General features: G+C 34.4%; 14 protein-coding genes. 5 read left to right on the forward strand and 9 right to left on the reverse strand.

Features of this window, described 5'->3' with window-relative positions; translation table 11 throughout:
- Position 1: 1 nt before the first annotated feature.
- Genes BUC31_RS02055 through BUC31_RS02065 form a run of 3 tightly spaced genes read right to left on the reverse strand, consistent with a single transcriptional unit; the run spans position 2 to position 3,708 of the window.
- Entirely contained in the window at positions 2-1,354 is a 1,353-nt protein-coding gene (locus BUC31_RS02055; protein ID WP_073240788.1) for an HlyD family secretion protein, read from the reverse strand.
- Positions 1,347-3,029 (reverse strand): peptidase domain-containing ABC transporter, encoded by a 1,683-nt coding sequence (locus BUC31_RS02060; protein WP_073240790.1) that lies wholly within the window; start codon positions 3,027-3,029, stop codon positions 1,347-1,349. The genes BUC31_RS02055 and BUC31_RS02060 overlap by 8 nt, the downstream gene beginning before the upstream one ends.
- Complete coding sequence (locus tag BUC31_RS02065) at positions 3,022-3,708, reverse strand: TetR/AcrR family transcriptional regulator (protein ID WP_073240792.1); 687 nt, start codon at positions 3,706-3,708, stop codon at positions 3,022-3,024. Before BUC31_RS02065 ends, BUC31_RS02060 begins: the two co-directional genes overlap by 8 nt.
- Before the next feature lie 211 nt (positions 3,709-3,919).
- Between BUC31_RS02065 and BUC31_RS02070 the strand changes: the two genes are divergently transcribed.
- Complete coding sequence (locus BUC31_RS02070; RefSeq protein WP_073240794.1) at positions 3,920-4,483, forward strand: DNA-3-methyladenine glycosylase I; 564 nt, start codon at positions 3,920-3,922, stop codon at positions 4,481-4,483.
- 17 nt (positions 4,484-4,500) lie between these two features.
- On the forward strand, positions 4,501-5,088 hold the full coding sequence (locus tag BUC31_RS02075; protein WP_073240796.1) for a hypothetical protein: 588 nt from the start codon (positions 4,501-4,503) through the stop codon (positions 5,086-5,088).
- A 148-nt stretch (positions 5,089-5,236) separates the two neighbouring features.
- On the opposite strand, the gene aat is transcribed toward BUC31_RS02075, so the two are convergent.
- Together aat and BUC31_RS02085 are read right to left on the reverse strand one after the other, a co-directional pair.
- Positions 5,237-5,869, reverse strand: coding sequence for a leucyl/phenylalanyl-tRNA--protein transferase (aat, locus tag BUC31_RS02080; protein ID WP_073240798.1), 633 nt, complete (start codon positions 5,867-5,869; stop codon positions 5,237-5,239).
- A 134-nt stretch (positions 5,870-6,003) separates the two neighbouring features.
- Entirely contained in the window at positions 6,004-6,381 is a 378-nt protein-coding gene (locus tag BUC31_RS02085) for a DUF3127 domain-containing protein (protein WP_073240799.1), read from the reverse strand.
- A gap of 126 nt (positions 6,382-6,507) precedes the next feature.
- Here BUC31_RS02085 and BUC31_RS02090 point away from each other — a divergent pair, with 126 nt between their 5' ends.
- Positions 6,508-7,656, forward strand: coding sequence for a sensor histidine kinase (locus BUC31_RS02090; RefSeq protein ID WP_073240801.1), 1,149 nt, complete (start codon positions 6,508-6,510; stop codon positions 7,654-7,656).
- A 2-nt stretch (positions 7,657-7,658) separates the two neighbouring features.
- Positions 7,659-8,015, forward strand: coding sequence for a hypothetical protein (locus tag BUC31_RS02095; RefSeq protein ID WP_073240803.1), 357 nt, complete (start codon positions 7,659-7,661; stop codon positions 8,013-8,015).
- On the opposite strand, the gene BUC31_RS02100 is transcribed toward BUC31_RS02095, so the two are convergent.
- Positions 7,990-8,394 carry an HIT family protein gene (locus BUC31_RS02100; protein ID WP_073240805.1) on the reverse strand — a complete coding sequence of 135 codons (405 nt, stop codon included), beginning with the start codon at positions 8,392-8,394 and terminating at the stop codon, positions 7,990-7,992. The two genes, BUC31_RS02095 and BUC31_RS02100, sit on opposite strands and share 26 nt — an antisense overlap.
- A 76-nt stretch (positions 8,395-8,470) precedes the next feature.
- On the reverse strand, positions 8,471-8,947 hold the full coding sequence (greA, locus tag BUC31_RS02105) for a transcription elongation factor GreA (RefSeq protein ID WP_073240807.1): 477 nt from the start codon (positions 8,945-8,947) through the stop codon (positions 8,471-8,473).
- A gap of 132 nt (positions 8,948-9,079) precedes the next feature.
- Here greA and BUC31_RS02110 point away from each other — a divergent pair, with 132 nt between their 5' ends.
- Positions 9,080-9,517 carry a Rieske (2Fe-2S) protein gene (locus BUC31_RS02110; RefSeq protein ID WP_317614925.1) on the forward strand — a complete coding sequence of 146 codons (438 nt, stop codon included), beginning with the start codon at positions 9,080-9,082 and terminating at the stop codon, positions 9,515-9,517.
- A 3-nt stretch (positions 9,518-9,520) separates the two neighbouring features.
- Here BUC31_RS02110 and BUC31_RS02115 read toward each other — a convergent pair whose 3' ends face one another.
- A complete protein-coding gene (locus tag BUC31_RS02115) occupies positions 9,521-10,186 on the reverse strand; it encodes a beta/alpha barrel domain-containing protein (protein WP_073240809.1) in 666 nt (221 codons plus the stop codon).
- 104 nt (positions 10,187-10,290) lie between these two features.
- Positions 10,291-12,453: a TonB-dependent receptor gene (locus tag BUC31_RS02120; protein WP_073240810.1), complete on the reverse strand. Its 2,163-nt coding sequence runs from the start codon at positions 12,451-12,453 to the stop codon at positions 10,291-10,293.
- Positions 12,454-12,684 lie beyond the last annotated feature (231 nt).

The following is a 12,684-nucleotide window of genomic DNA, read 5'->3' on the forward strand; positions in this document are numbered from 1 at the left end:
GTTATTTTTTTACAGGTTTATCTTGAGCCCCTTGTGGCTGGTAATAATTGGCCGGGAATCCGTTTAGCTGACGCCATAGTTCATACCAAATAGGCACATCTTCTAACAATGCAATTGTATTTGCACCAGAACCTACACGTAAAGCTTCTGGCCATGCTTGATCTTCTTTATCTGGCGACAATAATATTCTATACTTCCCATTCGGGTTTATAAAGGTCTCAATAGCCACTACCTTACCAGCATATGTACCGTAAGATGCATTTGGCCAACCGCTAAATACAATTGCAGGCCAACCATCGAACTGAATCCTAACTGTTTCCCCTAAATGGATCAGTGGTAAATCTATAGGGTCCACAAAAGTTTCTACTGCCATATCATAGTCGGCAGGCATAATACCTACTAACGGAGTACCTTCTTTAAATGTCTCACCAATACCTGCGGTAAGTACTTTGTTGATATAACCGTTTTGAGGCGCCCGAATGTAACGTAGCGCGCTTCGCATTTGGTAATTTGTATAATCATTTTCTAGTTTACTTACCTGCGCCTCAGAATCAAACTGATTAGACATTGCCGTAAACTTATCGCTCTGCGCCTTTGAAATCTTATCGGTATATGAAGCTTGAACACTATTGATCTCTACCTCTGCATTGATGATTTCATTTTTTGCCGCCAACAGCTTATTCTCTTGAGAAAGTAACTTTGCCTGCGTCTCTTGAAGCTTCAACCTTTTTTCTTCAACATCGGTTACCGCCTTTAAGCCTTCACTTTGTAACATGGCTGTACGCTCATATTGGCGCTCTGCTATTTTAATATTGGTTTTAGCCGCTTCAAAATCTATACTATCACTTTGTGCTTTCAATTTTGATTGTAGCAACTTGTTTTTAGCTTGCTCTAACTTTAATCTTCTTTCATTAATAAGTGCGGCAACTTGATTATCTAAAGACTTCACCTTATCACCATATGATGTTACAGAAGAACTTTTAGATTTTAATTGTTGCCCTGTTCTTTCTACTAAATCTGGATCAAAATATTCTGATTTTACTTCAGATATAAAAAGGATAGTATCGCCTTTTTTTACATAATCACCTTCTTTTACATACCACTCTTCTATTCTACCCGGTATTTGAGATTGAATAGTTTGTGGTCTTTGACCAGGTGTTAGTGTAGTTAAAAATCCTCTAGCATTAATTGTTTGCGTCCATGGTAGAAACAATACAACCACACCTACCACTGCAAAAGCGAACAGAAAGCGGTTAAAATGCTTGTAATGCCTTTGGTGATTCACTTTTTGAACGGATTTAAAACGCTCTATAGAAACCTTTTCGTTTAGTTTTTTATGAGATATATTAAGCATCTTTTCCTGCGATTTCGTTAATAATCTGTCCTTTATCCATGGTTATGATTCGTGAACATTTTTTGATCCACTTATCATTTTCACTTACTACAAGTAATGCCCACCCGTTAGATGAATCACTTAAAAAGTTTAAAATTCGATCTGCCTCTTCACTATTAAATTGATCTAATGGATCTTTTAGTATAAGTAATTTGGGTTTACGAACAATACTTCTTGCGAGCACAATCTTTTTAGATACGGTATGCGGAATCTGTTTTCCTTCGGGATATAAAATGGTATTTAAACCTTCTGGTTGCTTCTTTACAAATTCTGTAAGTCCGACTTTATCTAACGCCCAATATACTTGTTCATTGGTGGTATCTTTATCACCGAAAGTGATGTTGTGCAAAATAGTCCCTTCAAAAGGTGATTCTTCTGGTAATGACTGACCAAGATGTGAGCGATAGTAATTTAAATTCATCCCTTTTAAAGAGACTCCGTTTACATATACTCCCCCAGTATCTGGTTCAATAATTCCTGCAATAATACGTAACAAGGTATTTTTACCAGAGCCACTACTACCCCTCAACAAAATGGTGCATGTAGGTGAAATAGTTAAACTTAAATTAGAAATTATCTCTCTTTTTGGATCTGGCACGCTATACGAAATATCGCTTAGCTCTACTGTAAATGCTTGATTTTCTAAGAAGGGTTTTTCACCCTCTTGTGTTTCTAGTTCTTTATCTACTACCTGACCCATTTTCTCTAATGATGTCAATAAATCATAAAATGTCTCTAGCCCAACAATTAATTTTTCTACTGAACTAATCACCAAAAGAATAATAATTTCAGCTGCTACAAATTGCCCAATATTCATTTCTTGATTCAATACCAACAAACCACCAATAAGCAAAAGACCACCAGTAACCAATACCTTAAAACCAATCATCTGTATAAATTGAAGTACGATGACTTTAAAATGACTTTCTCTCGCATTCAAATATTCAACCACTAAGGTGTCATTCTTATCTAATGCGTGAGAAGTTTTACCTGATAATTTGAAACTAACAATTGAACGAGCAATCTCTTGAAGCCAGTGCGCTACTTTATATTTACTCTTAGATTCATCTAAACTGGTATCTAAACCTCGTTGTGCCGTAAACTTAAAAACCACATAGATTAATAGTAGTAACAGCATACCATACACAATGAAGAATGGATGATAAAAAGATAATAGCAATAAGCCGAAAACTATCTGTAATAACGCAGCAGGAAAATCTAATAAAACCTTTGATAAAGATTTCTGAATGGTCAAGGTATCAAAAAACCTATTCGCTAATTCTGGCGGATAGTAATTATGAAGTTCGCTCATCTTAATTTTAGGAAAACGGTAAGCAAATTCAAACGATGCCCTAGTAAATATCTTTTGCTGAACATTTTCTATAATTCTTATCTGCATCAGTTGAAGTATACCCACAAATGCAACACCTAAAGTTACCAATATTACAAGCACCACCCATGATGAGCTTATTTGCGCACCTTGCATTAAATTGATAATCGCCTGTATACCTAATGGTAAGGAAAGGTTTACAACACCAGCGAAAATGGCATAATAAAATACCTGAAACACATCTTTCTTATCAAGCTTTAATAGACCAAGAAAGCGTTGCCAAGCAGTTAGTATATTTTTATTCATCTAAGTTTTTGTTTAGTGTATTAAATACTAGGTGGGTTAAGTATTGTGTTGGTGTTACTGTATCGCTACAATCTGTAAGGGACGGAAAATGTTCTTTTAAAAAATGCTGATGTAATCCGTTTTCAAGAATGGTACTCGCTAAACTGGTAGGGTACTCGTATTCAGAATCTACCTCAGAAATCATCTCAGCCAATCTCCCTACAAGTCTTTTATATATGGAATAAAAACCTTCTTTATTTTCGGTATCAACCTCTTTTGTGGTGTACGATTTTGAATATTCGTTAATGACAATCTTATTCAACAACACTTCATTGATATGCGAAAACGAAGAATCTTCTTTTACCTCTCTTGTTATAATTAAAATGGATTTAAGCAGCTTCTCTTTTGAACTTTTAATACTGTTTGTTGCAAATACAAGTTGATACTCCATCCAACCCCAATACCAAGATGTAAGATATAACAATAGCTTATGCTTATTTTCAAAATAGCGATATATAGAACTTTCATTAGACCCTATTTGTGCACCTAGCTTTTTAAAAGTAAAACTCTCAAAACCAATTTCATTAATCATTTGGATACTAAATTCAATGATCTTTTTGCCGAGACCAGAAGATTCTGGATCTTTTAAATAAAGCTTCTCATTAATTCTAATTTGCACACCTTGTAACAGCCTATCCATAAACCTCTTTAATAATTTGATTGCAAATATAATAGTATTACTATCACATTCTAATAGTTTAACATTTTATATAGATAGTTAAACAATCAATATGATTTGAAAAAATTGAATAACAGTTAACTAATACATCATACAAAGCACATTACATTTATGAGCAATGGCATCGATATCATCTTCAATTTCAATACTTTTGCCTGCAAATAATCTTACTATGGAACCTAACAGATGTGGCTGGTGCAAGGGCGATACGCTTTATGAAACTTATCATGATCAAGAATGGGGCGTTCCTGTTAAAGATGATGAACTTTTATTTGAATTTTTAGTACTAGAAACCTTTCAAGCTGGTTTAAGTTGGATTACCATTCTTAAAAGAAGAGAGAACTTCAGAGTTGCATTTGATCATTTTGATTACAAGAAAATTGCGAAATACCCTGAAACCAAAATTTTGTCTTTGCTACAAGATGAGGGTATTATTAGAAACAAATTAAAAGTTCGCGCTACAGTGACCAATGCTATTGCGTACCTAGAAATTCAAAAAGAGTTTGGTAGTTTCAGTAGCTATATTTGGAATTTTGTAAATAACGAACCTATTACAAATGAAATAGTAAATTATAAAGAGGCTCCAGCAAATACCCCTATTTCTGACACTATCAGTAAAGACTTAAAAAAACGCGGATTCAAATTTGTAGGTAGCACAATTATTTATGCTTTCATGCAGGCCACAGGTATGGTAAATGATCACCAATTAGATTGTTTTAGGTATAATCAAGTATAGCATTAATTACAACTAACATGAAAAATAATCTTATAAAAATTATACTCGTTGCTTGTCTATTTTGTTTTCAGCTGGGTCATTCTCAATACAAATATGAAAGAGAACATCGTATTCTCAAATCTCAATTTCCGGCTATTGCGATTTCTAGCATTGATGAAAGTGTAACAGATTTTAAGCGAATAAAATTCTACAAAGAAACCGATAGCACTAAAATTAACTATGAAGCCAAACTTAAAAAAGACAAGCTTTGGTATGGAATTAAATTTGATGAAGATGGCACTTTAGAAGCTATAGAGATTCTTATAAAAAGTACCGATGTACCAAATGATACCTATGCGAAGATTGAAGAATATTTGAACATTAATTTCACGAAATATAAAATTAAGAAACTAAAACAGCAATATCCTTCAAATAATGAAGCTGTTAAAGATACTTTCAAAAATGCCTTTCAAAATTTAATTTTACCATCTAACAACTATCAAATAGTTGTAGTAGGCAAAACCGATAAAGGTTATATAGACTATGAGATTCTATTTGACGCCGACGGAAATTTCAAAAAAAGTAAAACTTCTCTTCCTCCTAATTATGATCACGTTCTATATTAGAGTCTAGCTCATTTTAATCCTAATCTTCTTTTTAAGTACTTATTACACTCCATCAAAAAATAATACCACGCCGTATTGAGAACGAATAGTTACATTAAACTACAAAGCAAAACCTTTGTTCAGTAGTTTTCTTGAATAGCCTGGCATCTTACTTTAAAAACTTGATGAAATCTTGTCTAGAAATTTCTTGCGCGCCCATACTTTCCAAATGATTGGTATGCAACTGACAATCTATTATGCTATATTCCTTTTCTTGTAGCTCTTGAGCCAGTTTAATAAAAGCAAATTTTGATGCATTAGACGTTAAACTAAACATACTTTCTCCGCAAAAAACATGACCTAAATCAACACCGTACAAGCCACCCACCAAAGTATCGCCCTCCCAAACTTCGTAAGATTTTGCAATGCCTCTTTCATGTAATGCTATGTATGCATTTTTCATTTCATTGGTGATCCATGTACCATCTTGATCTTCACGCGGCACAGATGAACAATACTCTACAACTTCTTTAAAACAGGTGTTTTTAGTTAATCGAAACTGATTGTCACGAATAACTTTTTTCATACTTTTTGATATTTTGATGTGATCAGGATACAGGATCATTCTAGGATCCGGACTCCACCATAAAATAATAGAATCATTATCGAACCAAGGGAAAATTCCGCTTTGGTACGCCAAAAGCAGTCGTTCTGGTGAGAGGTCACCGCCAACTGCCAACAAGCCTTCTACATTGGCGCTATCTACAGGCGGAAAATTAAGTTCATCGGTCAAAAAGTACATGACTATTTGTGGCTTTTTAATTTTTACTCAAAGTAAAAAAAGGTCATAAAACAAAAAAACTTGTTTAACTATTTAAGCTAAACAAGTTTCTTATTATAAAGACATAACGCCTTATAAAATTTTCATTACAATTCTTAGAAAGGAAGATCATCGTGATCCTCTTCATTCAAATTATCTGCAGGCTCAAAAGCCTCCATTGGTGCTACTGGAGGTGCACCACCGGCTGGTGCTCCAGCAGATGCTCCTTCTATACGCCATCCTTGTATAGAGTTAAAGTACTTTACTTGACCTTGAGGGTTTGTCCACTCTCTTCCTCTAAGGTTAATACTCACTTTTACATCTTGCCCTACAGCATAGCTATTCAATAAATCACACTTATCTTGAACAAATTCTACCATGATGTGTTGTGGATATTGCTCATCTGTAGTAACAACTAATTCTCTTTTTCTAAACCCATTAGACCCAAAAGTTTGAGTTTCTCCTACCAATTTTACTTTACCTTCTATTTCCATCTTGAACTCTTTTTACAATAAAGTTCAAAAATACATAAAATGATGCGGTAATAAAACATGGTGCAACGATTACAGCACAACAATTATTCACAATTAGGGTTATCTTTAGTATTAGATAACTATTGGATGAACTTTATTCCTAAAAACAAAATTTCCAACATTTTTCTATTGATAGGCTCTTTCGTAGTTGTGAGTCTAATCTTATGGAATACCAATAGCTTTTTCAAACAATTTAAGGAAGAAGAACGCCTTAAAATGGAAATATGGGCCACGGCTCAATCTGAATTTTTACAATCTTCAGAAACCGTAGATCTAGGTAGCCTTCATTTAAAAGTTTTTCAAAACAATACCTCTACCCCAATGATCCTTATCAATAAAGATAAATCTATTAGGGTAAACAACTTTCCACCAAACAAGTCAAAAGACTCCGTTTACATTCAAAGTCAACTCAGAAAATTTACAAACGAAAACACTCCTATATCCATTGACCAGCAAGGAGAACATTTAGCGACTCTTTATTACGGTAACTCTGATGTTCTGACCAAATTAAAATTTTACCCCATTGCATTGCTCCTTATTATATTCCTGTTTGCAGCGGTGATCTATTTTCTTTTTAAAACCAATAAAGCTTCAGAGCAGAATAAACTATGGGCAGGTATGGCCAAAGAAACCGCACACCAAATAGGCACACCGCTTTCTTCTCTTTTAGGGTGGAACGAACTTTTGAAATCTGAAGATATTAACCCTAGTATAACCAAAGAAATAGAGAAAGATATTGATCGATTACAAACCATAACCGAGCGTTTTTCTAAAATTGGCTCTTTACCCAAACTTGAAGAAAGCGATATTGTAAAAGAAACCCGAGATGCCTTCGATTACTTAAAGAGAAGAAGCTCTAAACTTATTCACTTTTCTTTCAGCACCAAAGTAGACCACCTACCAGTTATGATGAACAGTTCATTATACAACTGGACGATAGAAAACTTGGTTAAAAACGGAATAGATGCTATGAGAGGCAAGGGTAGCATTGCCATAGAAATTGTTCAAGACAACAAATTTGTGAACATTTTAATAGCCGATACCGGGCATGGTATTTCTAAAAGCAACTATAATAGTATCTTTACACCTGGCTTTACCTCAAAAAAGAGAGGTTGGGGCTTAGGACTTTCTTTGGTTAAGAGAATTGTGGAAGAATACCACGACGGAAAAATTAAGGTGTTATCATCTGGAAAAGAAGGAACTATAATGCAAATTTCTTTAAAAGTGTCTCACTAATTATGGCTAAGGAAAAATTAGAAGTTATTAAGGAAGCAAATCTAAGTAATAACTGTCCTGAATGTTTTAATCAAGATTTAAATCTTACTTTCTATCAAAAACATACCTACGGTAGCTTCTTTCATAAAATTACAGGTGAATTAAGTAATAAATTAGTTTGTAATACCTGTCATTCTACAATTTACCCAGTAACCTGGACAGATGATATCGAACGCATGTTCAACTACTATCAAAAAACAGCTATACCTGCTAAAAAATCATCTAAACCAACATTGCTTTTTTATAGCCTTATTTTGGTTCTTATTGCGTTGGTAGCTGGTGCAGTATACTTATTTATTTCTGGAGCTTTTCAATTTTAGAACCGATTGCCCCTGCTAGTTCAACAAACTCTTCATTACTTAATTTTACCTTGTGTTGAAAAGTAGCGTCTTTCATTTCATTTAAAGGTATTAAATGAACATGCACATGTGGCACTTCTAAACCAATAACCGACATACCTACGCGCTTACAATCAACAGTTTCCTCTAATGCCTTACCTACTTTTCTAGAAAAAGACATTAACCCTAAATAGGTTTCTTCATCTAAATCTAAAATTTTATTGACCTCTTTTTTAGGTATACACAATGTATGCCCTTTTGCATTTGGGTTGATATCTAAAAAAGCTAAGAAATTTTCATCTTCGGCTACTTTAAAACATGGAATTTCACCATTTATAATCTTAGTAAATATTGTTGGCATAGTAATTCGTATTTAGTGGTAATAAAAAATCCTACCCTTTATTAAGGATAGGATTAAATATAGTTATATTAAAAATTTAAGATCTTGTAATTTCAAGAATTTCAAATTTAATAGCCCCGCTTGGCACTGCAATCTCTGCCGTGTCACCTACCTTTTTACCTAGCAACCCTTTACCAATTGGTGAATTTACAGAAATTTTCCCTGTTTTTGTATCAGCTTCACTTTCAGCTACTAACTTATAAGACATTTCCATGCCATTATTTTGATTTTTCAATTTCACTGTAGATAGTACTAAAACCTTTGAAGTATCTAATTGAGACTCGTCAATTAAACGTGCATTGGCAACAGTATTCTCCATTTTTGAAATTTTCATTTCTAAAAGACCTTGTGCTTCTTTTGCAGCATCGTACTCAGCATTTTCTGACAAATCACCTTTGTCTCTTGCTTCTCCAATAGCTTGAGACGCCTTTGGACGCTCAATATCTCGTAAATGATTTAGTTCTGCCTTGAGTTTTTTTAACCCTTCGACTGTATAGTATGATATGTTACTCATAACTTCCTCGTTTTATAAATAGACAAATCCTCTGCAATTGCCTGTTAATTCGGCTTTTTAAGCGAGGATTTAACACAAATATACATAATTTTTACGCACATTTGCTGAAGTTTTTTAAAACTAAATTAAAGCATGATGAAGAGATTAAGCATCGTAATTCTATTGATTATTACTGCTTGTAGCAATGACGGCACAAACAGAAATCCGTATTTACAAGAAATAGGTTTTCGTTTTGAAGCTAATTTAAATCTTCCTTCTTACAGTCCTCTTACAAATACAGGCAGTGCTGTTTATATTAATAGTGATCTTGCTGGTACTAGAGGTGTATTTGTAATCAACTCTGGCTTTGATCAATTTAGAGCTTTTGAAGGTAGTTGCCCAAATCATGCTCCAAACGACTGCTCAACCATGTCTTTTAGTGGACAAGTTGCCACTTGTTCATGTGATGATTACGAGTATAGCTTGTTTACTGGTCAATTATTAAATAGACCCGATGATGAAAATCGCTATTATGACATGCTTGAATACCGCGCAAGTTTTAGTGGCGGTAGTGTGGTAATATCCAACTAAACACTATTCTTCTGTTCTATACCTGTCCATAATTTCTTTGAATAATTCGCCCGTACTTGGCGGAGTATACGATATAGCATTTGCCCCAGCATCAATAGCTTGAACTATTGTTTCTTCGGTTTTACCACCAGTGGCAATAATGGCTACATTAGCATCTAAATCTCGTATTCTCTTAATTATTTCGGCGGTTTTACCTGCTCCTGAAACATTAAAAATATCAACTCCTGCGGCTAACCTTCCTTTAAAATCTTCTTTATCAGATACTACCGTAACCGTAACAGGAATATCTATCTTTTCTTTTAGCATTGTAATAAGGCTATTAGGGGTAGGTTTGTTTAAAACTACCCCTAAAGCACCTTGAAATTCTGCATGTATTGCCAATTCTAATGATCGTAAACCGGTTGTTAATCCACCACCTACTCCGCAAAAAATAGGCTTATCCGCAGCTAAAATCAATGCATTAGAAATTACCGGTTGCGGTGTAAATGGGTACACCGCTATAATCGCATTGGCATTCGTATTTCTAATAATCGCCACATCTGTACTGAACAGAAATGACTTTATTGATTGTCCGAAAACACGAATGCCCGAGCATTGCGAAATTACTTCTGGCACCGTTACAATGTTATTTCTTAACCTACTACCAAAAACCGGAATATTGCGCTCCATAACCCTGTATATTAGAGATCTAAATTAGATTATTCTTTTACGCGCCGTACTTTTTAAGTAAATATTTAAGACAAATTTGTAACAGATTACCGCAGAATCTATTCTTAAAAATTTACCGTTGCTCCCAATAAAAAGTTAGTACCAGCTTGTGGATAATAGCCTTGAACTTCAAAAGTATTACCTGGCGTAGACCAACTATCTAAATACGTATAACCATTAGACACATATTTCTCGTTTAAGATATTATTTACCAAACCAGAAAATACAATCGACTTCACAACGTTATTCATTTTAATTTCATAAGTAATGTTGAAATCGTTCGTGAAATAAGCATCTAATTTAGAAGCTTCCGTATCTGTATTACTTAAATATTGCTCGCCAACAAATTTAGAGTACAACGAAAGACTCATTGCATCGCACGGCATATAACTAATAATATTACCCGCTACCAAACCTGGTGAAAATGCAATATTCGTATCTCCTAAACCTTGCAACTCATCATCTCTGTCAATAAAAAAATCTTTGTTCTTATTATCACTGATGGCTATGTTAGGTCTTACACTAAATTTATCTCCCAACTTAATATTTGCATCTATTTCTAAGCCGAACCTATAGCTATCACCAACATTCTCTCTTAGTGGTGCACCTACATCATTCAACTCTCCTGTTACCACTAACTGATCTTTATATTTCATGTAGTAAAGGTTTGTATTTACCTGTACATTGGCAGATACGTATCTCCATCCTAATTCAAAATCATTTAATTTTTCTGGCTTAGGATTTCCACTTTCGTAATCATTTCTATTTGGCTCTCTATTAGCTACCGCATACGACAAGTAGAAATTGTTATTCGCATTTAAATCGAATGTTACACCTGCTTTTGGGTTGAAAAAATTAAACGTATCATCGACCAAACCTGTTTCATCACCATTTGCTTTGTAACCTACCGTTCTATATTGTAAATCTCCATATAACGACCACTGATCTGTTAATTGATAATTTGCTTTTGTGTACAGGTTAAAATCTGTCTTAGATGAACTATCATCATAGTAGCGATCTCTATAACTACTGTTACTTGCATATCTAGCCCAAATAACTTCACCAAAATGATCACCTTCGTATTTATTTAACCCACCGCCAATAATTAAATCCAGTTTGTCTTTCTTATAATTAACAGAAAAAACGGTACCATAAAAATCATTATCTAGCCAACGTCTTCTAATAAGGTCTGTGGTATTTACTTCACTGCCATCAACTATTATAGGTTCAAAACCATAGGTAGAAAAATCATCCGCCTCTTTATATTGCTCAAAGAAACCTCTACCTCTTGTGTAATGCAATGCAATATTGGTACTCCAGAAATCTGAAATTTGTTCATTCCATAATAGCTGGGCATGGTCTTGCTTATAATTATCTACCTCGTTATTATGAAATTGAGTATTACCATCTAAATCTGTATAAATACCTGAAGGATTAAAAGTTCTATCATCTTTTAAAGTCTGGGCATCTATACCGTACCATGCTTGATAGGTAACTTCATGACCACCGAATATTATTGCTTTTATCAATGTATTGTCATCTTTATAAGCCCCTTGCAGAAAATAAGAATCTAAGTCTGAGCGTGCTCTATCAATATATCCGTCAGATTTTATTTTAGACAATCTACCTGAAATTTCAACATGATCATTTAAAAGTCCTGTGCTAAATTTTAGGTTATTTCTTAAGGTACTATAGCTTCCAATAGAAGTTGATATTTGTCCGTATGCATCTTGCGAGAATCCGTCGGTCAATACATTTAAACTTGCCCCAAATGCACCCGCACCGTTTGTTGATGTACCAACACCACGTTGCAATTGTAAACTCTCTGTTGAAGAAGCAAAATCTGGCATGTTTACCCAAAATGTACCTTGAGATTCGGCATCGTTGTAAGGTATGCCGTTAATGGTTACATTTACACGTGTAGCATCACTTCCTCTTACTCGAATTCCTGTGTAACCAACACCCGCACCTGCATCTGTTGTAGTTACCACTGATGGTAAAAAATTCATCAAAACAGGAATATCTTGACCTAAATTTCGTGGCTTGATATCTTCTTTTGTAAGATTTGAAAATGTAACCGGAGATTGCTTGGTTACCCTAATTGCCGAAACGAACACTTCGTCTAGCACTACTTTTTTACCCTCTAAAGAGTCGGTTTCCTGTTCTTGGGCACAGACACCCATACTTAGCGCCAAAGACGCCGCAATTGTGAAAATAGATAGTTTCATTCGTAAAATAAATACGAATAAAAGGGGCTATTATTCTAAAGTTAAAATTGATTTTTGAGCAACTACGCTCGATTTCCAAAAGACTTCATGTGAAAAAAATAATCACATTACATCTTACTTCAAAAATTTAAAATAAACTTTTGAATTGTCCCTTGGCAGCATTACCTGCCCAGGTTCGTTGGGTATAATCTCAGCTTTGTTCTAAAACTAGAACTAGGCACCCCTTTGAGA

This window comes from Maribacter aquivivus, assembly GCF_900142175.1.
In the GTDB taxonomy this organism is placed as follows: domain Bacteria; phylum Bacteroidota; class Bacteroidia; order Flavobacteriales; family Flavobacteriaceae; genus Maribacter; species Maribacter aquivivus.